Annotated in this window: 13 protein-coding genes and 1 pseudogene; 4 read left to right on the top strand and 10 right to left on the bottom strand. The window is 55.8% G+C overall.

Annotated elements, in window-relative coordinates:
* Window positions 1–26 precede the first annotated feature (26 nt).
* The 7 genes and pseudogenes from D3P08_RS17290 to D3P08_RS17260 form a co-directional block, all read right to left on the bottom strand.
* Window positions 27–1,179: pseudogene (locus tag D3P08_RS17290) on the bottom strand (ADP-ribosylglycohydrolase family protein).
* A gap of 12 nt (window positions 1,180–1,191) precedes the next feature.
* Window positions 1,192–2,697 carry an extracellular solute-binding protein gene (locus D3P08_RS17285; protein ID WP_119601046.1) on the bottom strand — a complete coding sequence of 502 codons (1,506 nt, stop codon included), beginning with the start codon at window positions 2,695–2,697 and terminating at the stop codon, window positions 1,192–1,194.
* Between the two features lie 166 nt (window positions 2,698–2,863).
* Window positions 2,864–3,739: a carbohydrate ABC transporter permease gene (locus D3P08_RS17280; protein WP_119600961.1), complete on the bottom strand. Its 876-nt coding sequence runs from the start codon at window positions 3,737–3,739 to the stop codon at window positions 2,864–2,866.
* A 16-nt stretch (window positions 3,740–3,755) separates the two neighbouring features.
* Window positions 3,756–4,649 carry an ABC transporter permease gene (locus tag D3P08_RS17275; RefSeq protein ID WP_119600960.1) on the bottom strand — a complete coding sequence of 298 codons (894 nt, stop codon included), beginning with the start codon at window positions 4,647–4,649 and terminating at the stop codon, window positions 3,756–3,758.
* Between the two features lie 3 nt (window positions 4,650–4,652).
* A complete protein-coding gene (locus D3P08_RS17270; protein WP_119600959.1) occupies window positions 4,653–4,979 on the bottom strand; it encodes a DUF4387 domain-containing protein in 327 nt (108 codons plus the stop codon).
* Window positions 4,980–5,001: 22 nt separating this feature from the next.
* Window positions 5,002–6,351: an acyclic terpene utilization AtuA family protein gene (locus tag D3P08_RS17265; protein ID WP_119600958.1), complete on the bottom strand. Its 1,350-nt coding sequence runs from the start codon at window positions 6,349–6,351 to the stop codon at window positions 5,002–5,004.
* A gap of 110 nt (window positions 6,352–6,461) precedes the next feature.
* Window positions 6,462–7,160 (bottom strand): FadR/GntR family transcriptional regulator, encoded by a 699-nt coding sequence (locus tag D3P08_RS17260; RefSeq protein WP_119600957.1) that lies wholly within the window; start codon window positions 7,158–7,160, stop codon window positions 6,462–6,464.
* Window positions 7,161–7,439: 279 nt separating this feature from the next.
* On the opposite strand from D3P08_RS17260, the gene D3P08_RS17255 reads away from it, so the two are divergent.
* Window positions 7,440–9,914, top strand: coding sequence for an alpha/beta fold hydrolase (locus D3P08_RS17255; RefSeq protein WP_162848515.1), 2,475 nt, complete (start codon window positions 7,440–7,442; stop codon window positions 9,912–9,914).
* A gap of 188 nt (window positions 9,915–10,102) precedes the next feature.
* Entirely contained in the window at window positions 10,103–11,848 is a 1,746-nt protein-coding gene (locus D3P08_RS17250) for a methyl-accepting chemotaxis protein (protein WP_162848514.1), read from the top strand.
* A gap of 951 nt (window positions 11,849–12,799) precedes the next feature.
* Here the strand turns inward: D3P08_RS17250 and D3P08_RS17245 are convergent.
* From D3P08_RS17245 to D3P08_RS17235, 3 genes are all read right to left on the bottom strand, one after another.
* Entirely contained in the window at window positions 12,800–14,833 is a 2,034-nt protein-coding gene (locus D3P08_RS17245) for an ABC transporter ATP-binding protein (protein WP_119600954.1), read from the bottom strand.
* Window positions 14,834–14,852: 19 nt separating this feature from the next.
* On the bottom strand, window positions 14,853–16,601 hold the full coding sequence (locus D3P08_RS17240; RefSeq protein ID WP_119600953.1) for an ABC transporter ATP-binding protein: 1,749 nt from the start codon (window positions 16,599–16,601) through the stop codon (window positions 14,853–14,855).
* Between the two features lie 420 nt (window positions 16,602–17,021).
* The gene (locus D3P08_RS17235) at window positions 17,022–19,343 is read right to left on the bottom strand and encodes an ATP-dependent DNA helicase (RefSeq protein ID WP_119600952.1); all 2,322 of its coding nucleotides are present in this window, start codon (window positions 19,341–19,343) and stop codon (window positions 17,022–17,024) included.
* A 457-nt stretch (window positions 19,344–19,800) separates the two neighbouring features.
* Here D3P08_RS17235 and mle point away from each other — a divergent pair, with 457 nt between their 5' ends.
* Both mle and D3P08_RS17225 read left to right on the top strand, forming a co-directional pair.
* Entirely contained in the window at window positions 19,801–20,649 is an 849-nt protein-coding gene (gene mle / locus D3P08_RS17230) for an alpha/beta fold macrolide esterase (protein ID WP_119600951.1), read from the top strand.
* 134 nt (window positions 20,650–20,783) lie between these two features.
* Window positions 20,784–22,442 (top strand): carbohydrate-binding family 9-like protein, encoded by a 1,659-nt coding sequence (locus D3P08_RS17225; RefSeq protein ID WP_119600950.1) that lies wholly within the window; start codon window positions 20,784–20,786, stop codon window positions 22,440–22,442.
* Window positions 22,443–23,817 lie beyond the last annotated feature (1,375 nt).

The raw sequence follows: 23,817 nt of genomic DNA, 5'->3' as shown, positions 1-23,817 counted from the left end.
CTCTCTCCACTCCCGTTCCGCAAACGTTAACCCAATACGGCCTTCCTTGCTTCGTGCGCCTGCAAATCCTGGCGGATGATCTTCTCCGCCGCCTCGCTGAAGCGGTCGGCTATGCCGATCAAATCCAGCCGGTTCACCTTGTTCAGCTGCTCGATATCGGCCTGCTTGACGGCCTCTACTCCATACATCGCGCCTAAAATAACGCCCGCCATTACGCCGATCGAATCGGTGTCCCGTCCGGAATTGACGCCGTCCAGAATGGAACGGTAGTACTCTCCGTCGTTCAGCACAATGAAGGCAAGCGCCATCGGCAGCTCTTCGATCGACCAAAGGCGGCTTGGCGTGTAGTGATTGCTCGGCACGCCCACCTTATCGATATGCCGGCTGACATCGTCGCCCATCGGCGAATATTTCAGCATAATCGATTGGAAGACGGCGATCACCTTATCCATGTCGTCCCGCTCCGCCCTCAGCTCCCTTGCGGCTTCCGTCAGCTCGCGAATCGCCGCTTTGGTGCCGTCCTTCGCCAGCTCGATGGCCGTCTGCACGATGTCGTCCACACGGACGCCCGGCTCGAACGCTTTGGCGACGCAGGCCGCGAGCACGCCCGCGGCCTCAAGGCCGTAGCTGCTTTGATGCCCCATCGCGAACAAGATCGCCTCATCGTAAGCCGCCTTCGGATGCCCGGCGTTCACGATCCCTACGGGGGCGATATACATCGCCGCCCCGCAGTTCACCATATTGCCAATGCCCGCTTCCCTCGGATCGCAATTCGCGAGCACATGGCGCATGAAAATATATTTCTCCGGATAAAACAACCGGTCGATAATGAACGTCTCCTGGTTCAGCTCCGGCACAAACGTCTTTCGGAAGGCGATTTCCTTCACGAATTCATTGCCCATGTCATAGGCGTCCAGATGTCTGCCTTCGGCGAGATACACGTTGATGAGCGCGACCGTCATAAGCGTGTCGTCGGTTACGATGCCGTCGCCTCTGACTCTGCCAAGCCTGACGTCGGCGGGAAGGTCGATCTTATGCCAGCGGGTCATGATCGACTCCACCCGGCCGTACCGCTCCTTGATTTGCTCGTACGTCAGCTTTTCAGATCGGCGCTCCCAGCGCATCTCCCAGCGCGGTCGATACGACCACGCCTCTCACCCGGTCTCGAAACGAAGTCATGGCATTAGCTCCTTACTTGATGTTTTCGTTGGCGTATTTCGTAACGTCCGTGCCGCCCGCCGCGTACCAAGCTTCTACGAACGCGTCGAATTCGGACAGATTTCTCTTGCCGGTAATAAAGTCGGTCGAATATTCCTTGTACAGGTTGTTCATCGCATCCCAGTTCGCGACAAACTGCTCCGGAATGATAAAGCTATTGTCTTCCGTATAGTAGTCGGAAGCGGCCTTCAGCGATTGTGTGCCCGGCTCGCCGAGCAGCGGCGTCTTAAGCGGCGTCTCGGACTTCATCTCGAGCGGCTCCCAGAAGCGGGCGTACCACTCGCTGTAGTATTTGTCGTTCAGCTCGATTTGGCCGTCCTTCACCGTGTAATGCTCGTTCTCGAAGCCGAGGCGGTCCAGCTCTTGTCCTTTCGGACTTGCCAAGTAATCGAACACTTTGAACGCGATGTCTTTATGCGGCGACTGCGAGGAGATCGCCAAGCCTCTGGACTCCTTCGTCACGTCGGTCGCGCCGAAGCCTTGCGCCTCGCCTTTCGCCGGCGGAAGGACGACCACATTCGCGCCGTCGCCATTCAGCTCTTTCATGCGGCCGTCGTACAGGTCGATGATTTTGCCTGCCGTGCCGGTAATGACAGCGGCTTCGCCTTTGTAGAACGCGTCTTCCTTCGTATCCCATTGCTTCGTAATGAATTGCGGGTCAAGCAATCCTTCGGAGTACAGCTTGTTGTAGAAGGCCAGCTTCTCCTTCTCGTTCTGCGATACCTTCGAATATTCGTACGTGCCGTCTTCCTTCTTCAGCCAAGTCGTGTCGAGGCCGAACGCCGTGTTGAAAATAAAGTTGATCTCCGCAATATCGCCGGCTGCCGTCAGCGCGTAGCTCGGCTTGTCGCCGCCCGGCTTTTTCTCCACCAGCTCTTTGAAGAAGGCATAGTAGTTGTCGACGGTCGGATTTTCCAGCAGCGCCTTCGAGCTGTCCACCGCATTCAGCCAATCCGCGCGGATAACGGGCGTCTTCGGCGCAAGCGGCTTAATCCAGAGCAGGTACGGATAGCTCTCCATCCGCGTCTTATTGTGAGGCAGAATAATATCTTTAATATAAGTGGATTTCTCGATATAAGGCGTCAAATCTTCGAGCAGCCCCTGATCCGCAATCTGCTGGTCGCCGCCCTGGAAGTAAATAATGTCCGGAATCGTGCCGCCCAGAAGCAGCAGGTTCAGGTTTTCCGCGTAGCTGCCCTGCGCAAGGTCAACCAGCTCAAACTTTACGTTCAGTCCCTCATCCTCTTGAAGCGCTTTCTCTAGTTCCTGAAAAAACTTCACCGATACAGGATTCGCCGTTCCTTCATCCTTGTATACGATCTTCAGCGTAACGGGATCGGCGCTTGCGCCCGGCTCAGCCGTTCCGGCATTGCTTGGGGCCGGATCGTTGCCGCCGTTCCCGTTGTTCGAATTGGACGAGCAGGCGGCCAGCAGCGCACCCAGCATTGCGATAATGAGCAGTAAACTTACTTTTTTCATCTTTACCATTCTCCCCTTTTGAAGTTCAAAAAGTCCGGTGCGGTCCGCATAGCGGCGGCTTCGCGGAATAAGCTTGTTGGTGTCAGACGCTTGAAGCAAGAGCTGGAACTTTTTGAAGCCTCATATAATGTTTCGTTTAACTGCCTTGCGTATTGCCCTTCCCGTGCTAATCCTTCACCCCTCCTTCTAGCGCTCCCTTGGCGTAATATTTTAGGATAAACGGATATAGGATCAGCAGCGGCACAATCGCGAGAATAATCGTGCCGGCTTGCAGGGAAGCGAAGTCAAAGCTGACGGCCCCGCCGAACAAATCGTTCTGCGAGCCGATGATCGCCGTGTTGTCCTTGCGGACGACGAACTGCCTGAGCACAACCTGGAGCGGCCATTTGGCCGGCTCGGAAATATAGATGGTCGCCCGGAAGTATTCGTTCCAGTGGAACACGCCGTAGAACAAACCGAGCGTAGCGAGTCCGGGCTTGGAAAGCGGCAGAATAATCCACGTGTAGATGCGGAAGTGGCCCGCGCCGTCAATTCTTGACGCCTCGAGAATTTCTTCCGGGATGTCTTGGAAAAACCGCATCAGGATGAACAAATAGTAGACGTTCACAGCCTTATATAAAATAAGGGCGTTCAAGTCATTCATCAGGCCGAGATCCTTCACCAGCAGGTACTCCGGAATGAGCCCCGGCTCGAACACCATGATCACGATCAAGAACAGAAGCACAAGCTTTTTCCCGATAAACGTCGTGCGCGCCAGCACGTACGCCGCCATGGACGTCAGCAGCAGGTTAAGAAAGGTGCCCGCCACCGTAATCCAAACCGAATTCAGAATGCTGCCCGTAATGAGCGGATTCGACAGCAGCAGCTCGTAGTTGATGAACGATAACCCTTTCGGCCATATATCGAGACCGCTCATCAGATGAGCTTTGCCCGGATCCGTCAAGGAAAGCGCCAGCAGATTCAGGATCGGAACCAGCACCGTCAGCGTGGACAGAAACAAGATGATATAAATGATAATTTTGGATAGCTCCAGCCTTCTCATGCGCATGATCCCTCCTTTACCAGACGCCTTTGCCCGAGATGCGCTTCGATATAAAATGCGTTCCCAGAATCAGCACGATGCCGATGGTTCCTTTGAACAGACTTGCCGCCGTCGCGTAGGCGAACTGGCCGTTGCCGATACCGATCCGGTACACGTACGTGTCCAGGATGTCTACGACGCTGATGACGGAATCGTTCATGAAGTTAAACACTTGGTCGAAGCCGGCGTTCATGAAGAAGCCAAGGTTCAAAATGAATACGGTTACAATCGTGCTGTAGAGATGAGGCAGCGTAATGTAAATCATCTGCTGCAGCCTGCTTGCTCCGTCGATCTTGGCCGCTTCGTACAGACCCGGACTGATTTTCAAAATCGCGGCCAGATAGATGATGGAATCCCAGCCCGCGCTCCGCCATATCTCGGATACGACAAACACCCAGCGGATATGCTCCTTGCTCGTCATGTAGTCGACCGACGGGATGCCGAACAGATTCGCGATCAGGTTGACGCCGCCGTCAGTTGGGTTCAGCAGGCTGATCCAGATGCCCGCGATCACAACCCATGACAGGAAATGCGGGAGATAGACGACAGACTGTACGTATTTCCGGTATTTCGAGCTGCGCACCTCATTAATGAGCAGAGACAGCGCGATCGGTATCGGAAAAACGAAGATGATCTTCATCAAGCTGATGATGATCGTATTTTCCATGACGCTGCCGAAGGCCGGCGAGCTGAACAGCACCTTGAAGTGCTTCCAGCCGACCCAGACGTGGTCGCCCAGGATGCGGTAATCCTGGAAGGCAAGCTTCATGCCGTACAGCGGAATGACATGGAAGATTACAAAGTAGAGCAGCGGGAAGAACAGCATGGCGTAAATCACCCAGTCCTTCCGCATGCGCCTTAACGCTTTCATCGCTTACTCCTCCTTCATGGGACCGACATCAAGCACCATTAGAGGAGCGTGCTGCTGAGCCCCGTATACGTCGCGGTCGCCGACCGTGCCGGATGAGATGTCGCGGGCGAACGTAATTTTGAAACCGAGCGCTTGGTCGAAAAACACCAAATGATGAATTTGTTCTTCCGTAATGCCGTACAATTCGCTGACCGTTTTTTTCGTTATGAGTCCGGAATCCTTCACCATCCGGTAACGGTCCTCGGAATCGAACAATACGTCTAGCGTGAGCTCGAATGGACCGGAGTTTTTGCTCCGCAGCACCTTCGCGAGCTGTCCGAGTTGTGTCATCGCTTATCCTCCTCCTGATGCCTTAAATATGCTCGATCCGGAAAGCTCCCCGGTCACTCTCCATCAGATGGTAGACCGAAAACTCATAGACGGGACCGAACTCGACGTCGCTCGGCGCGAACGGAAAAGCCAGATTGCCGGCCGTCGATTTGCGCCCCTCGTAGCCGTAGTGGAGGAAGGTCGAGCGGACCGTCGCGCATATGCTGCTGGCAAGCTCCTGCGTCTTCGCCACCACTTCGAACATCACGCCGATTTCATGCCCCCGAAGCTTCTCCGGCTCCTTATGGCCGAGCACTCCGTTTATGCCGTAATTATAAAAATGAATGCTGTAGTCCGAGTCCGGAATGTCCCGGTAATACTGCTGCGCCCCTTCCTTCACGCACGCCTCGACTTCCTCCAGCTTCGCGATCAGGATCGGATCCCGGATGCCCGCCACGACGAACGTCCGGTAGGCGACCCGCCTTGCCCCTTCGAGCTTGATAAAATATTTATCCGCCGGCAGGTAGCGGCTCCCCGTTACGCGTACGATCCCTTCCTCCGGCTCCTCGAATCGGCAGTGCTCCAGGTCGAGCGTGAAGCCCGGACCGTGAAGAATATACGGATGCTCCTTCTCGTAGAAGGTATGGGCCGCAACGCTGATCGGGCTGCATCTCCGTTCCGGATTCAGCGACTGCACCAGAAACGCGTCATCCGTAATCGTGCCGAGTATGCCGTCCTTCGTCGTTCCCGGCTCCGCGCAGAGCGCGCCGCACTCCAATATTTTGCCGAGGTGATAGGAAAGACCGGGATCCTTGCCATGATAAATGCCGATCGCCGCGAACGGCGAAGGGTCGTATGCCCGGCCGCAAACGATAATGTCGCTGCCCTGCCTCAGCGCCTCCACGATCGGCTCATGCCCCATCTGCGCCACGATGCTGCTCGTCTCTCTGATCGCTTCTTCATCCAGCTGCGGGATGTTGGGACTTAGCGGATGGATCCGGCCTTCCCGGCTGGCCTTCAGCACTTCCTCTTGCGTAAAGTCGGCCCAAATAACGGAAATTTTCGCCTCCAGCCCTCGTTCCTCCAATATTTCGCGTATAATCTCGAGCGTCCAGTTCACATGCTTCTCTGCGCCGGAGCCGCCGGCCGAGCCGATAATGATCGGAATGCCGCGGGGCACTCCGTTCGAGATGATGATGTCGAGATCCTTCTTCGCGGCGCGCTTGCTGACGATGGATACGCCCGCTCCCAGCTTGTGCGGCCCCGCGTCCGTAGAGCCGGCATCCACGACGATGCCGTGCAGCTCATATTCCATTCCTCTTAAAAAGGATTGCTCCGGGAAGCCGTATCCCAGCATGCCGCATGGCGATAAAATCCGAATGTCTGTGTTCATGTGCAATCCCTCTTTGGCGATTTATTTTTATGTCCATTCCCACATTGGTCGGCTGGATAATTGGATTGCCCAATTATTCCAGGAAAGGGCGCTAATCCAGCTCCCCCTCCTTAAGCATGAACAACGTTTTTCTGGATGTTTTCCTTTACTTTGCCGAGATGATGAAGCAGCGCGAGCTTTGCCTTCACGGGATCGCGCTCCTTGATCGCTTGCAGAATGAGCAGATGCTCCTCATACACTTCGCTTGTGCGCCCCGGAATTTTGGCCGTCTTGCTCAGCGTCCGCTGCAGCAAATCCATATGAAGCTCGATCATGTTGACCAGCACCACGTTATGAGTCGCCTTGGCGATCGACAGGTGAAACGCCTGATCCGGCTTCGCGCGGTCTTCGCTATCCCGGTCGATCTGCCCCCACTTCTCGAACGCCGCTTCGATCTCCGCGATATCCTCTTCCGTGGCGCGCTTCGCCGCCAGCTCGACGATGCCTGTCTCGAACAGCTCCCTCGCCTCAAGCAGCTCGATAATTGTCGCTCTCTCGATATTGTCCATGATGCGGTTTTTATCCTCCGCAACGTCGAGCGCCTTGCTTAGGAAGCGGCCGCCCCCCGGCCTTGCGTCAATAAGCCCTTCGCGCTCGAGGATGCGGAACGCCTCCCGCAGCGTGCCTCGGCTAATGCCGAACGCCTGCGCGAGCTCCCGCTCTGTCGGCAGCACATCCCCAGGAGCAAGGTTGCCCTCCAAAATTAAATTTTTAATTTGCTCGATGACATCCTCGTAAACCCTATGATATTTGATTCGTTTTATCGTCATATACGTACCCTTTCACCTGTTCATGCTTTTACGGCAGCTGAAGCCCTGTAAGCCAAGTGCCGCGCCTGTCTTTCGTGCTCATTGGACTTGCGCTTAAGCAAAGCGGCAATTGGGTCATCCAATTAACCACAAACCTAGAATAACCGCCTAATGATACCGCTGTCAAGAAAAATATAACGCTTACATTTCGTATTGACAGCCTAAATTATCCATATTAGTATAGATGGCGCGGATAATTGGGTGATCCAATTACCCTACTCGTCAATTGGAGGGATGTTCATGTCTCGCAGGAAGAAGAAGCTGGCGGCGGCGCTGGTCGCCTCCGCTATCGTATGGACTGCTGCGGCAAGCCCGGCTCCTGTTCAAGCCGGAAACGAAAAGAACCGAACGACGAAAGTCGTGACGTTCGCCTCGCAGGCGCTGGCCGGGGATTCTACGAAAGGCAACGACGAACTGACTTACAAGGTTTATCTTCCGAAAGGCTACGACAAGGCACGCGCCGAAGGCTACCCCGTTCTCTACCTGCTTCACGGCAGCCACGGCGACGAGACCGGCTGGGACGACTTTTGGGATACGCTTGACGACATGATTGAAAGCGGTTCCATAGATCCCGTTATTGCGGTGGTTCCCAGCTCCGGCAACAGCTACTGGGTCGATTCCGGCAAGTTCGGCGCATACGAATCGGCGGTCACCCAAGATTTAATCGCCAAGATCGACGAGGATTACAACACGGCTGCGGATCGGAGCGGCCGCTACCTGATGGGGTATTCCATGGGCGGTTACGGCGCGCTTCGTTATGCTCTGGAATACCCCGAGCTATTCAGCGCCGCCACCCTGCTGAGTCCGGCGATTCAGAAGGATGAGCCGCCGGCGACATCCGGTGCAGTCGAGCGCGGCTCGTTCGGCGACCCCTATGATCCGGAGGTCTGGACGGCGAAAAACTACTTGTCCGCGCTCGAGAGCTACGCGAAGCAGCCGCATCGCGTACCGGTTTATATTTTTGCCGGGGACGACGATTGGAATCATTTGAGCGAGAAGGAAGATCTGCCGGAGGACGCCTACAAATACAATATGGAAGTGCAGGCCGTCCAACTGTACCAAGAGCTGCACCGCAAAAACCTTTTCGCCCTGCCCTTCGAGAAATGGGAGGATGTGCCCGGCAATCCGGCCGAGCTGCGCATCATAGACGGCGGGCATGATACCGACCTTTGGCTGACGGGCTTCCGCGACGGCTTGCTCTACATGCTGGAGGGCTCGGAAAGCGATGCGCTTAGCCCCGTTTATGACGCCGGCCAATACGCGCCAAAGCATAAAGGAACCGTTACGACGGAGACGGCCTCACTGTCGGCTCTGTCAGCCGATGCCGCGGACGGAAGCGAAATGAATTATCGACTGTACCTCCCGCATGGATACAAATCGGACAACAAAACCCGCTATCCCGTTCTATATCTGCTGCATGGTAGCGGCGGAACGGAAACAAGCTGGGATCCATTTTGGCCGATTCTCGATACGATGATTGAGGAGAAACGAATTCCGCCGGTTATCGCCGTCGCTCCGGTTACCGGCAACAGCTATTGGGTCGATTCGGACAAATTCGGCTCAGTCGAATCCGCCTTCATCCATGATCTGATTCCTTTGATCGACAGCAGCTATAATACGATGGCCTCCCGCGAAGGCAGAGGCCTGGTCGGCTTCTCGATGGGCGGCTACGGCGCGCTCCGTTATTCGCTTACGCATCCGGAGCTGTTCGGCGGCGCGACCCTGCTCAGCCCCGCTATCCAGGACGGCGAAGCGCCGGCCACCTCCGGCGCGGTCGAGCGCGGATCGTTCGGCGAGCCGTTCGATCCGGAGCGCTGGACGGAACTCGGCTACCCAAAAGCTCTGAAAGAGTATGCCAAGAAGAAGCTCCCGGTTCCGATGTATATAATGACCGGCGATGACGACTGGAACCATCTCAGCGAAAAAGAAGACTTGCCGGAGGACGCCCACAAATACAACATGGAGGCGCAAGCCGTCTCGCTGTATGAGCAGCTTCACCGTTCCAATCTGTTTGCCCTTCCGTTCGAGAAATGGGAGGACGTGCCCGGAAGTCCCGCTGAGCTTCGCATTGTGAACGGCGGCCACGATATGGACGTATGGGCCTCAGGCTTCGAGCAAGGGCTGCCGTATCTGTTCGCGAATGGACTTCAGTCCGCGACTGCCGGGTTCAAGGATATGGAGAAGCACTGGGCAAAAGCGGCGGTTGATTCGCTCGTCATGAAGGGCATCGCGGCTGGCCGCACGGACGATGAGTTCGCGCCGGATGCGGACATCACCCGTGCGGAATTCACGGTCATGCTGGCGCATGCGCTTGGTCTATCTGTAGAGGCCGGGGCGGAACCGCCGTTCGCCGATGTCGACGGCAGCGATTGGTACGCGGAAGCCATCTCCGCTGCTGAGGCGGCAGGCATTGTCACCGGCGACGGCGACGGCAAGTTCCGGCCCGGCGAGCCGATTACCCGCGAGGAGATCGCCGCGCTTGGGGAGCGCGCTTTGGATAGGCTCAGCGAAGGGACTTCCAGCGCAGGCGGCGGGCCGACCGCCGCATTCACAGACGCTGGGCGGATTAGCGGCTGGGCGCAGGACGCCGTAAGACGTTTAACCGCTGAAGCCATTATGGAGGGCTACCCCGATGGCTCCTTCGGTCCCGGTCGCCATGCGACCCGCGCGCAGTCCGCAGTTATTATAAGCCGCTTGATTGCGCGATTCGAATAGGATGCAGACGGCTGTCGCACCGCTTTAAGGCGGTACGGCAGCCGTTTTGCGCCTCCACCGTTCTTCTTAATCTGACATTTTCCTAACATTCAAGTCGGTATTTGTCTAATAATTTTATGATAGGGTTAGGGATAGAATCGACACAATCTTCTTACATCCACTTACTACATGAAGAGGTGCGGAATTTTATGTTCAAATGGAAAGACCGGAGTCTAGTCGTCACTAGCTCTATTTTTTTGGCCGTCTTATTAATCGCGGTAATCAGCGTGACGCAATGGATGTCCTATGCAGCCCAAAGGGGGGCTTTTGACAATGAAATCGTCAGCACCGGCACGACATTGGGTTATCAAATGGAATTTGAGTTCGGTACGACAACCCATGCAAGCGACGAACTGCTGAACCAACAAACGAGCGAATCGGAGCCTTTTACTATTTTGCGCAACAAATTTGACGCCATGGTGCGGAATGAGCACATCACAAGCGCCTACATTTACCTGCCCGAAGTGAAGGAGCAGGACGGAGAAAGCATCATCACCATGCTTCAGGGCAACGCCGAGCTTGAAAAAGTAGGCTTTGGACCGGGCGCGACCTACTCGATGCCATCCGTTACAAGCATTGCCTTCCAGACTGCGCTGGAAAAGGGGGATGCTTGGTCCCCGATCTATGAAGACGAAATCGGTTCATGGATTACGTATTTCAAAAAAATCGAAGATCCGCAAGGCAACACGGTCGGCGTTTTTGGACTGGACTTTGATGTAAATGAACTGAAAAATAATATCGTTTCGATGATTGTTGAAAGCATTGTGTGGGCGCTCATTCTCATCGCCGCCGCAGTAGCCATCGTCGTCGTTCTTGTCCGCTTGGTGCTGAAGCCCCTGCGGCGCTTGGCAGAGGTGGCAGAGCTTGCGGCTGCCGGCGATTTGACGTTGGCCGTTCCCGTTCGTTCCAATAATGAAATCGGCCAAGTGTCGAAATCCTTTAACGCAATGATCGCAAGCTTGCGCCAATTGACCGGCGAGATTCGCAGTAATACGTCGGAGCTGGCGGGGGCGGCCGAAAGCATGCAGCAAAGCGCGGATCAAACCTCGCGCGCGACAGAGGAAGTAACCTCGGCGATTCAAGAGGTGGCCGCCGGCTCCGATACGCAGCTGCAAAGCTTCCAGGAATGCCAGCGCGCCATGAACGAGATGGCCATCGGCATCGGCCGGATTGCGGAATCCGCGTCTTCCGTGTCCGAAATGGCCGCGGGCACAACCGCTCTGGCTTCCGAAGGCGGAACCGTCATTGAGCATACGCAGCGCCAAATGCAGGAAGTCGAGCAGCATATCGAGCATACCGTTTCGGTTCTCCACGAATTGAAGGAGCATAGCGATCAGATTAGCGATATTTTGGGCATGATCAGCGAAGTGGCGAACCAGACCAATCTGCTTGCCCTGAACGCTTCCATCGAGGCCGCCCGCGCCGGCGAGCACGGCAAGGGCTTTGCGGTTGTTGCTGTCGAGATCCGGAAGCTAGCCGAACGCTCCAAAGCCTCCTCCGATCAAATCGGCGCCATTCTCACCTCGATCGGCAGCCGTTCCAGGGAAGCGGCAAGCGCGATGGAGCATTCGGTATCCGCGGTTCGCACCGGCTCGGCCGTCTCCAAGCAAGCGGAAGAGGCGTTCCGCTCGATTGTGGAATCCATCAAGCAAGTATCGGAGCAGGTGCAGGAAGTATCCGCCGCCGCCCAGCAAATGTCCGCGAGCAGCGAGCAGGTAGCCGCTTCGCTGGACCAGCTGGAGCAAATTACGCACGATTCCGCTAGCAACGCTCAGCGAGTAGCCGCCGCATCGGAAGAGCAGCTGGCCTCCATGCAGGAAGTCGCCAGCGCCTCCGAGCAGCTTCGCTCGATGGCAAGCAATCTCAAGGACGCGGTCAGCCGCTTTAAAACCTAACGTAGTTCATCAAAAGCCCTGATGATGTCAGGGCTTTTTCCTTTAGGCGGCGGAACCGGCTGTATCCGCGCAAACACCCTCTCGGCACATTAAGCTCGCCTCATGTTACTATTACTCCTCTCTCTCCCACCTCCCAGCACCTTTAAGCTCGCCTCACGCTACTATCCCTCCTCTCCACCTCCTCCCGACACCTTTAAGCTCGCCACACGCTACTATTACTCCTCTCCACCTTCTTCCAGCACATATAAGCTCGCCACACGCTACTATTCCTCCTCTCCACCTACTCCCGACACCTTTAAGCTCGCCACACGCTACTATTACTCCTCTCCACCCCCACCCAGCACATTTAAGCTCGCCTCACGCTACTATTACTCCTCTCCACCTCCTCCCGACACCTTTAAGCTCGCCTCACGCTACTATTACTCCTCTCCACCCCCACCCAGCACCTTTAAGCTCGCCTCACGCTACTATCCCTCCTCTCCACCTCCTCCCGACACCTTTAAGCTCGCCTCACGCTACTATCCCTCCTCTCCACCTCCTCCCGACACCTTTAAGCTCGCCACACGCTACTATTACTCCTCTCCACCTCCTCCCGACACCTTTTAAGCTCTCCACACGCTACTATTACTCCTCTCCACCTCCTCCCGACACCTGTAAGCCCGCCACACGCTACTATTACTCCTCTCCACCCCCACCCAGCACATTTAAGCTCGCCTCACGCTACTATCCCTCCTCTCCACCTCCTCCCGACACCTTTAAGCTCGCCACACGCTACTATTACTCCTCTCCACCCCCACCCAGCACATTTAAGCTCGCTACGCGCTGCTTTTTCCCGCTAATCATGGTTCCAGAGGGACCGAACTCCGCACACCAAAAAGGACGGAGCAGACCCAAGGTCTTCTCCGTCCTTCCCTTTAAACGCACATGCAAAGCTCGCCATTCTGCCGCCGTTTAAGCCGGCTGTACCGAGCCCTGCTGAAGCTGGTACATCGCATAGTACTTGCCATGCTGCTCCATCAGCGTGTCGTGGTTGCCGCGCTCGACGATGACGCCGCGGTCCAGCACCAGAATTTGATCCGCTTGGCGGATCGTCGACAGCCGGTGCGCGATGACGAATGTCGTGCGCCCCTTCTTCAGCACATCCAGCGCCGCTTGAATGACCGCCTCCGTCTCCGTGTCGATGCTGGCCGTCGCTTCGTCCAGAATCAAGATCGCCGGGTCGAACGCCAGCGCCCGCGCGAAGGAGATCAGCTGCCGCTGACCAGCCGACAGCGTGGCACCCTTCTCGATAACCGGCGCGTCGATGCCGCCCGGCAGCTGCATGAACATGTCGTAGGCGCCGACGTCCTTCAGCGCCTGCACGACCTTCTCGCGCGAGATCGACGGATCGTCGAGGCTCACGTTCGAAGCAATCGTTCCCGTGAACAGGAACGGATCCTGCAGCACGATGCCCATATGCTGGCGAAGCAGCTGCTTCGGAATGTCGCGCACGTCGGTGCCGTCCACGACGATTCGTCCTTTGCCGTCCGCCAAATCGTAGAACCGGAACAGCAGGTTCAGAATCGAGCTTTTGCCCGAACCGGTATGCCCGACCAAAGCGACGGTCTCGCCTTGGCGCGCGTGGAACGAAATATTTTTCAGCACATATTCGTCCTTCTTGTAAGCAAATGATACGTTCTCGAACACCACGTCGCCTTTATAGCGCTCCATCCGGCCCTTCGCCACCTCGAGGCCTTCCTCGTCCATCAGCTTGAACACGCGCTCCGCGGAGACGCGCGCCGTCTCGAGATTGGACAGCTGGTTCACGATACCGACAATCGGAGCGAACATTCGGTTCATATAATCGACGTAGGCGTACAGCACGCCCACTGTTACGAGCGCGCCCAGCGAGTCGCCCCAGAACAGCCAGATCACAATGAGGAACAGCACGTTCCGCACGACGTTCACCAGGTTATGGGACGTAATGGAGTTCAGGCTGAGCATCTTATTTTGATATTTAAAATAATAATCGTTCATCTCGGCAAATTCCTTCGTCGTCTCTTTCTGACGGCGGAACGCCTGGATGATCGTCATGCCTTGAATCGATTCGTTAATCATCGCGTTAATTTCGCTCAGCTTCGAGCGAATGATGCGGTTGTATTTCGCCGCGAATTTCCGGTAAATAATAATCCACGCGATTAGAATCGGAATAAGCGGCAGCGTAATGAGCGCAAGGCGGGTATCCAGCAGGAACAACGCGCCAAAGATGGCGACCATATAAATCGTTCCCGTAAAAAAGTTAGCCAGCACGCCCACATACAGCTCCCGGATCGCCTCCGTATCGTTCGTGATGCGGGAGACGACTTGACCCGCGGCCAAGTTATCGTAATAGTTCACCGGAAGACGCTGCGTGTGCGCATAGACGTCGTTCCGCATTTTGCGCACGATCTTGTTCGCGGAAGTCTGCAGCATCAGGCGCTGCCCGTACGTAAATGCCGCAACCAGCAGCAGCAGGCCGAAATAAAGCGCCGCAAGACGCAGCAAACCCGGAACCTCCGGCTTGTAGAAAGCGTACAGCTCCTTCGTCGTCAGCTTCGTCACGGGGTAGACGGCGCTTTGCCCCGATGTCTCGTCCGTGACCGTCAGCTCATTGCCCGTAACGGTACGTTTGCCGCCTTCAAACTGCAAATCGCCGGCCAAGAAGTAATAGCTCCGCTCCACTTGCAGCACGCGAGCCGTCGTTCCTTGGCCGCTGCCGTCCTCCTCCGGGAACCGGTCCTCGCGTTTATACCATTTGCCGTCATATTGAACGGCGTACGGCTGCTCGCCGTCCACCTCATGCCATTTTTTCTCGATTCCGAGTATGTTCTGGTCGATCATCCTTTTGGCGATGAGCGGACCCGTCAGCTCCGCGCATACAGCCAGGACAAGCAGCAGAAGCGCGATCAGAATCGGTTTTTTATACAGCATGGCGTACCCAAACAATCGTTTGCCTGTCGTGCCCATTGTTCTTCACGCCTCCTATCTATTCAGTTTCGATTGAAGCTTCCAATTGCTGGCGGTCATATTGCTCGCGGTACCAGCCGCCTCTTGCCAGCAAGCGGTCATGCGTGCCTTCTTCGACGATTTTGCCTTCGTCCATGACGATAATCCAATCCGCATGCTGCACCGCGGACAGCCTGTGCGTTGTAATTAAAGTGGTCTTGCCTGCGCGCTCCGTGCGGATGCCTTCGATAATCTCGGCTTCCGTCTTCGCGTCGACGGCGGACAGCGCGTCGTCCAGCATCAAAATTTCCGGATCCGCGATCAAAGCGCGGGCGATGCTGACCCGCTGCTTTTGGCCGCCGGATAACGCAACGCCCTTCTCGCCGACCAGCGTATCAAGTCCGTCCGGCAGGAACGCGATGTCCTTCGCGAACGATGCGCGCTCCAGCGCGCGCTGCAAATCTTCGTCGGTAGCGTCGGAGCGTCCAAAAAAGATGTTCTCGCGAATCGTCTTGGAGAACAGAATCGGCTGCTGCGGCACATAACCGATCCAGCCCAGCACCTGTTCGATTTTAATATCGCCAAGCGGCACGCCGGAAATCCGGATACTGCCTTCTCCGAGCGGATATTCGCGAAGCAGCTGCTTCAGCAGCGTCGTTTTGCCGCTGCCTGTGCGGCCCACAATTCCAAGCGTGCCGCCTTGGCGCAGCTTCACCGTCACGTCCTGCAAATTGTTTACTTCCGAGGACGGGTACTTGAACGTCACCTTCTCGAATTCGATCAGCGCCGGTTCGCTTACGGCGACAGGCGATTCCGACTCCTTCACATCCGGCTTGTAGCCGAGCGTCTCGTTCACGCGGTCAAGCGAGGCGTTACCGCGCTGCATAATGTTAATCAGCTCGCCGATCGCGAACATCGGCCAAATGAGCATTCCAAGGAAAATATTAAATGATACCAGTTCGCCAAGCGTAATTTCATTATGGAATACCAGATAACCGCCGTAGCAGAGACCGATCAAATAACTGGAGCCGACGAGAATTTTCATCGTTGGCTCGAATAGCGCGTCGATTTTGGCGACGGCGATATTTTTGCCCAGCACCTCATCGGTTTTGGCGTTAAACCGCGCCTCGCTCGCCTCTTCCTGCACGAAAGCGCGAATGACGCGCACGCCGGCCACCGACTCCAGCACCTGGTCGTTCATCTCGCCGAACGCGTCCTGGGCTTCCATGAAGCGTTCGTGAATTTTTTTGCCGTAATAGGACATCGCCAGCGCCATGAGAGGCAGCGGAAGCAGTGCCGCAATCGTCAGCTTCAAGCTGATCGTCGCCGCCATGACGATAAGAATCGTGATCATAAAAAGCGTCGAGTCCACCAGCGTCAAAATACCGAAGCCCGCCGTCGTCGCCACCGCGCCAAGGTCGTTCGTCGCGCGCGCCATCAGGTCGCCCGTCCGGTTGCGCTCGTAGAACGTCGGCGTCATCCGGAGGAAATGCCGCATCAAGCTCGACCGAAGCAGCCGCTCCAGCACGAAGGCGCCGCCGAACAGCTTGTAATGCCACACATAAGTCATCAGATAACCAATAACCGTCAGCCCGATCCAAAAGAACATGATGCGCTGGAACTCCGAGTCGCCCAGCAGGTTCTGGCTGATCCCGTCCACAATGTAGCCGAGCAGCCATGGAGGAATGACATCGACTACGCCAGTCAGCACCAGCAGCATAATGGCAATGGTGTATCGTTTCCACTCCTGACGGAAATACCATCCCAATTTTGTAAGTACACCAAACATAATTTTTTTCACACCTTCCGAAGGCCCTTAGACAATCCGCCCGCATTGACGGCACTGCCTTGGGCAAAGCATAGTTTTCCAAATGCAAACAAAAAAGCATGTCGCCGTAACGACACGCTTTTACCCGCCAAAGACCGGTTATCCCCTCGCCGATCGCTCAGAGATAACCGTCTAAAGGCACAATAAAGGCGCACGATTACGGTCACGTAACCCTGCGCCTCATGAATTCGATAACATGCTCTCGCATTCAATGATGGAAGACGCCAGGGAGGACTACGCTGCGGCTATCGCCATGATGATGGTTGCTCATATCGTTTAGATTCCGCATGTACGTAATCTCCTTTCGTTCCTAACATTTTTTTGAAATCTATTTGCAACTTTACCACCGCCGGGAGCAGGCTGTCAATCCAAAAGTTGCCTTTAATCATTCTTTACCGCGTCAAGCCATTCCTCCGGCAGCAGCTGCCGGTAGCCGCTTTCGAGATAGCGGTCGTCGATCAGCGCGAGCGTGCCGCTGTCCGTCTCCGATCGAATTAATCGGCCGCCCGCCTGCAGCACTTTGTTCATGCCGGGAATGACATAGGCGTAAGTAAAGCCGTTTTTGCCCCGGCTTTGAAAATAATTTCTCAGCGTATCCCGCTCCAGCCCCAGCTGCGGCATTCCGACGCCTACAACGATGACGCCGATAAGCCGGTCTCCCGGCAGATCCACGCCTTCCGAAAAAATGCCGCCCATGACCGCAAATCCGATCAACGAGCGTTCGCCGTCCGGCCGGAACGCCGCGAGGAACGCATCCCGTTCCTCTTCGGCCATGCCGGTCTGCTGAAGGAGCACCTCAGGACGATCCGCTGCCGGTCCGCCGTCTCGCTCCTCGCCCATAAGCTCTATATATGCGTCATGAACCGCATTCATGTAAGCATAGGACGGGAAGAACACAAAATAATTGCCCCGCTTCCGCCGGGCCGCTCTATGGATTATCTCCGCAATGGGACGGTACGAGTCCGCCCGGTCTTGATACCGGGTCGAAATCGGATGGATAGAGACGTGAAGCTGCTCGCTGCGGAAAGGCGAAGGCAGCGACAGCGTATAGTCCTGCTCGCCGCCTCCTAGCATATCCATGTAATAACCGATTGGCGTCAGCGTCGCGGAGAAATAGACGACCGAGCGGTAGCCCTTCACCGTCGCTTTCAACAGCTCAGCCGGATCCAGGCAAAACAGCTTCACGCTGACGTCGTTGCGCGCGGCCTCCACCATCGTCGTGTAACGTTCGTCATATAGCTTGGCTGCCCGAAGAAACTGCTGCGCCGCAAAATAAAGCTCCAACAGCTCGCCGCCCTCCGACTCAAGCAAGGGCTCTGCTGCTTCCGCAAACCGTTCGATCAGCCCGATCAGCTCATCCGGGCGCTCCTTCTCCGCGATAGCCGGCTTGCCGTCCGCCATGGCCTTTCGCTTTGCGATGAACCAGTCGTTAACGGCCTTAGCGGCCTCGAAAGCGGGGTTGTTCCTGCCCTTCAGCGCTCTCTGCATCGCCAGAAACGGCGCTTTCGTCAGCTCGCCGGAGAACATTTCCCGCGCGCGGTCGGGCAAATTATGCGCTTCGTCAACGAGAATGGCCGTCCGTTTCTTCACTTCACCGTACAGTCTTTTGAACGAGATCCGAGGGTCAAACACGTAATTATAATCGCAAATGACCATATCCGCCGCATAGGCGAGATCCAGCGAAAACTCGAAGGGGCATACCATGTGCTTCCGCGCATACTGCTCAAGGACAGACCGGCTCATCAGCGTCTCATGCTGCAAAATATCCATCACTGCGCCATTGATCCGGTCATAATACCCATCGGCGAAGGGACAATGCTCCTTCTCGCAGCGCGTCTCTTCTTGGAAACAAATCTTCTCCTTCGCCGTGATGGTTACGGCGTGCAGGTTCAATCCTCTGGAAGCCATGAGCTTCAGCGCATCCTCGGCCGCCGCGCGCGTCGTCGTCCGCGCCGTCAAATAATAAATGCGCTGCAGCAGGCCGCCGCCGATCGCTTTGACCGCCGGGTAGGTGGTCGAGATCGTTTTGCCGATGCCGGTGGGCGCCTTTGCGAACAAAGACACCCCTTCCTCGACCGACTTATAGACGGCTCCCGCAAGCTTCCGCTGACCGGCGCGATACGACTCGAACGGGAACGGCAGCGCCTCGATGCTTGCGTTCCGCCTCGCTTCATGATCCCTGCGCAGCCGGGCATACGGCGCATAACGGCGCGCCATGTCGAGGATATCCCGCTCCAGCTCCTCGAAGGCCGCTTCCCGCTGGAACCGGATCGTCTCCTCCGTTATCGTGTTCACGTAGGTCAGCTGTACGCGCATGCTCGGCGCTCCTGTATCTCTCGCATACATATAGGCGTAGAACCAAGCCTGCGCCCAGTGGACGGGGTAGCCTTCCGCCTCCCGCACATGACTCAGGTCGCCCGCCGTAGACTTAATCTCGTCGATCGTCGGCATCGGCTCCGTCGCGAGCAGCCCGTCGGCTCTTCCGTCCACAACGAACAGCAGGTCATCGCATGCGATATCCGCTTTAAGATACACTTCCTTTTGGTCGGCCTCGCCATATGTTCCCTGTACGCGAAGATGCGCCTTCGTTCCTTCGTGCATCGCATCCACGCTTTGCAGCCTCGCGTCGATGCTGCCGCTTAAGTGCACATATTCCACGAGATGTCTAACCGATAAAGACACCGTATACGTCGTCTGCTCCATCGCTTCCCCTTCTGATCTGCCCCGATCCCTCGAACATTCGTTCTCTTAGTTTAGCATAGCGAAACAAGATTTGCAGGTATATTGACAAAGGAAAAACATTGGTGTTAGAATTGGAATCACTTTACAGGAACGGAGGGTTACGTGTGATTGACTAATTTTCGAGATGAGCATTGCACAGAGGACGGAGTAGCGCTTATAGGGCTATTTTTTGTGCATCGCGATCGGAGATTAGTTTGCCATACGTTTAACCCGGCAAGCAAAGCAAGACAATGGAGCGATATGAAACGACAGACGGTTTCCTTGAGACTCTCGCGTGTATAGTCTTTTTTAAACGCGCAGTCATTCGGGTTCAGCCGGTCGGCGTGTCTCCATTCTCTTCTCTTCGATTCGCGAAGCACAGGCATAAGGGCCTGTGTTTTTTTTATGGGTCCATTACACGAACGAGGGAGAGATAAACATGAACAAACCTTTACGCATCCAAAGCGGCGAAGCAGAGCTTTATACGGAGAGCTTCGGAGATGCGGCCAATCCGGCCATTCTTCTCATTATGGGAGCGCAGTCCTCAATGGTATGGTGGGACGAAGCCTTCTGCAGCAGATTAGCCGAGCATGGCCGCTTCGTTATTCGATACGACAATCGCGACACGGGAGCTTCTACGGCCTACGAGCCCGGCCAGCCCGGTTACACGTTCTTGGATATGGCGGACGATGCGGTCGCGATACTGGACGGTTACGGAATCGAAAAAGCCTACATTGCGGGGATGTCCATGGGCGGCATGCTGACGCAGATGATTGCGCTTCGCCACCCGAGCCGAGTCCGGGGCATCTCGCTTATTGCCTCCTCGAATTTCGCGCCTGACCTTCCGCCGATGGAAGAGAAAGTCATGGACTTTTTCGCGGGCGCGGGCGGCGTCGATTGGAAGGATGAGCAGGCCGTTGTCACCTTCTCGCTGGAGAAATGGAAGGTGCTTCGCGGCTCGAAGCATCGTTTCGACGAGGATCGAATTCGCGAGCTTGCTTCGCAGGAGGTGCGCAGAAGCATTCAGCCGGCCAGCATGACGAACCATGCATTTGTCGCCGGAGGAGAGGAGTACCTAACCCGGACAAGCGAAATTGCCGTCCCCGCGCTTATCATTCACGGAACGGAAGATCCCATCATCCCATTTGCGCACGGTGAAGCCCTGGCCCGCGTCATCCCGCAGGCATCGCTTCTGACGCTCGAAGGAACGGGACATGAGCTTCATCCGGAGGATTGGGACGCGATCGTCGATGCGGTGATCCGCCATTCGTCTGTCGGCAATGAATAGTGATTAGCCCCTCTGCGGCAAGCTCATCCTGTAAATCGGCATATAGATCTGCGAATTTGCCGATAGGCGCCGTCCCGTATTCATGCTACGCTGAGGTCATCAACTTGCAAGGAAGGTTACCGGAGGTGTAGAGCATGACGTATCGCGTAGCGATCGCCGGCTGCGGAGGCATTGCAGACCGGCATTTGAATGCGATCAAGATAATAGAGCGCCAGAGCGGGCGCGTCCAAGCCGTCGCGGCAGCGGATTTAAACGAAGCCCGAATTGCCGAGGCACAGGAGCGATACGGCTCCGAGCTAAAGGGCTACAATGATTATAAACAGATGATAAAAGAGGTCCGGCCGGACATCGTGATCATTACCTTGCCCCATTTTCTCCACCATGAAGCGGCCTGCTTCGCGGCGGAGGCGGGCTGCCACATTCTGCTCGAGAAGCCGATGGCGATGAACGCCGCGGAATGCGACGCCATTATCGAGCAGGCGGGCAGGCGAGGGATAAGCGTGCTGGTCGGACATACGCAGCATTACATCGCGGAGAATATGCAGGCCAAAAAAATAATTGAGGACGGCGCTCTCGGCCGCCTCCTAATGCTGCATGACGTACGCCATACGGATTACGAGGCCGGCGGCCGTCCGGACTGGTTCTTCCGCAAATCGATGTCCGGCGGCGGCATCGCGTTTAATCTAGGATCTCATTCCGTCGATAAAGCGGTTTGGCTGGCGGGCAGCCCTGTCGCTTCGGTTCAGGCCAATATGAGCTTTCACGGCCGGCGGGGCGATGTGGACGGCAGCGTCAGCGCCTACCTGCGGCTTACGAACGGCGTCAGCGCCACCATCGTTCAGTCCGGCTACAAAGCGGCGGCGGCCAACTACACGGAGCTCTTGTTCACGAACGGCTCCTTGCGGCTTGAAAGTGGCCGCGCATTGTACAGAAGCGACGGAGGCCCTTACGAGCTGCTGGAAAAGCACGATAGCGCAGACCCGTTCGTTCTGCAGCTGGAAGATCTGATGCAGGCGATCGAAACGGGGCATTCTCCTTCATGCACAATGGACTATGCCAAACATATTATTGAGGTTGTTGAGGGCATGTACCTGTCCCATCAAAGCGGCCGTGAGGAGCAAATCGGAGGAGGCGGTCTCCCGAACGCCAAAGAACCGACGCTAATCGTCCAACCAGCTTCAGCCGGCACCCATGGCGCTTGGGAGAATGACAGAGACGGCTCGGAGCTCGCCGTTCGGCATTATAAGTGGATGCCGGCGCATCACGCGATAAAGGTACGCGCCGCGTTGAGCTATACGCCGGATGAGCTTCAGATCAGCTTCCGCGCCTATGAGGACAGTCCGCTTATCCGCTTTACCCGGCACAACGATATGGTCTACAAGGACAGCTGCGTCGAATGTTTTCTGCAGCCGGCTCCGCATGCGGACGCCCGCTATTTGAACCTGGAGATGAATGCGGCAGGCACGCTCCGAATCGGAATCGGCACCGGCCGTCATGACCGCGATTACCTGGAACTGGAGGACCTGCCGCCGATGCATATCCGCACCGAGCTGGGGCTGCGGGATGAAGCAACCGGCGAGACGTACTGGACGGCGCGTCTCCGCATTCCGATGAAATGGCTGGAGTCGCTCTTCCCTGACTTCCGGCCAGTCCCAGGAGCGAAGCTGCGCGCCAATTTCTACAAATGCGGCGACGAGACGTCCCGGCCGCATTATGGCAGCTGGTCCGCCGTCTACTCGGACACGCCGGATTTTCACCTAAGCGAGGATTTCGGCTGGCTTCTATTGGGTTGATGGAGGGCGGGGGCATGGCATGATCCAACCTGCATGGCAGTAACTCAGCGTGCACTGCCTCCGCCGACCAACCTACAGTGTCTCTGCCACCCAACGTGCAGTGTCCCACCAACTGCGCCAACATGCATGGCAGTATCCCAACGTACCTGCCTCCGCCGACCTGCGCCAGCCTGCATGGCAGTATCCCAACGTGCACTGCCCCCACCAACCAACATACAGTGTCTCCGCCAACTGCGCCAACATGCATGGCCGTATCCCAACGTGCACTGCCTCTGCCAACCAACATACAGCGTCTCCCCCAACTGCGCCAGTTTCCGCCGACCTGTACCAGTTTCCGCCAACCTATACCAGTTTCCGCCAACCTATACCAGTTTCCGCAATCCTGTACCAAAATTACTGCAATTGTGCAGGAATTTTCTAGTTAGTACCTTCTTTTAAGTAAAATTGCTGCGATTCTGCAGCTTTTTTGGCTTCCGTCCCCCAACAGCTCCACATTTCAAAAAAAATGATGCAGATTTGCATTAACTTTGCTGAAAACGAGCGTGCTGCGATAAAAATGCTGCAGATTTGCAGCATTTGCAGACTACCAGTAACCCAACCTGCACCAGTCTCAGCCAGCCCCCAACTCAGTTACTGCAATTGTGCAGGAATTTTCTAGTTAGTACCTTCTTTTAAGTAAAATTGCTGCGATTCTGCAGCTTTTTTGGCTTCCGTCCCCCAACAGCTCCACATTTCAAAAAAAATGATGCAGATTTGCATTAACTTTGCTGAAAACGAGCGTGCTGCGATAAAAATGCTGCAGATTTGCAGCATTTGCAGACTACCAGTAACCCAACCTGCACCAGTCTCAGCCAGCCCCCAACTCAGTTACTGCAATTGTGCAGGAATTTTCTAGTTAGTACCTTCTTTTAAGTAAAATTGCTGCGATTCTGCAGCTTTTTTGGCTTCCGTCCCCCAACAGCTCCACATTTCAAAAAAAATGATGCAGATTTGCAGGAACTTTACCGAAAACGAGCGTGCTGCGATAAAAATGCTGCAGATTTGCAGCATTTGCAGGCTATCCAGTAACCCAACCTGCACCAGTCTCAGCCAGCCCCCACCACAGTTACTGCAATTGTGCAGGAATTTTCTAGTTAGTACCTTCTTTTAAGCAAAATTGCTGCGATTCTGCAGCTTTTTTGGCTTCCGCCCCCCCAACATCTCCACATTTCAAAAAAAATGATGCAGATTTGCAGGAACTTTGCTAAAAACGAACGTGCTGCGATAAAAATGATGTAGATTTGCAGCATTCGCCCGACTGTCAGCGATAAAAAAGTCCCTCCGTTCTGGGACTGACCCGCGTATGTAGATTGAAGGAGGAGGGCTTGGCAGTAAC

The sequence above is a fragment of the Paenibacillus nanensis genome, assembly GCF_003583765.1.
GTDB lineage: Bacteria > Bacillota > Bacilli > Paenibacillales > Paenibacillaceae > Pristimantibacillus > Pristimantibacillus nanensis.
This window is presented reverse-complemented; position numbering and strand designations above follow the sequence as displayed.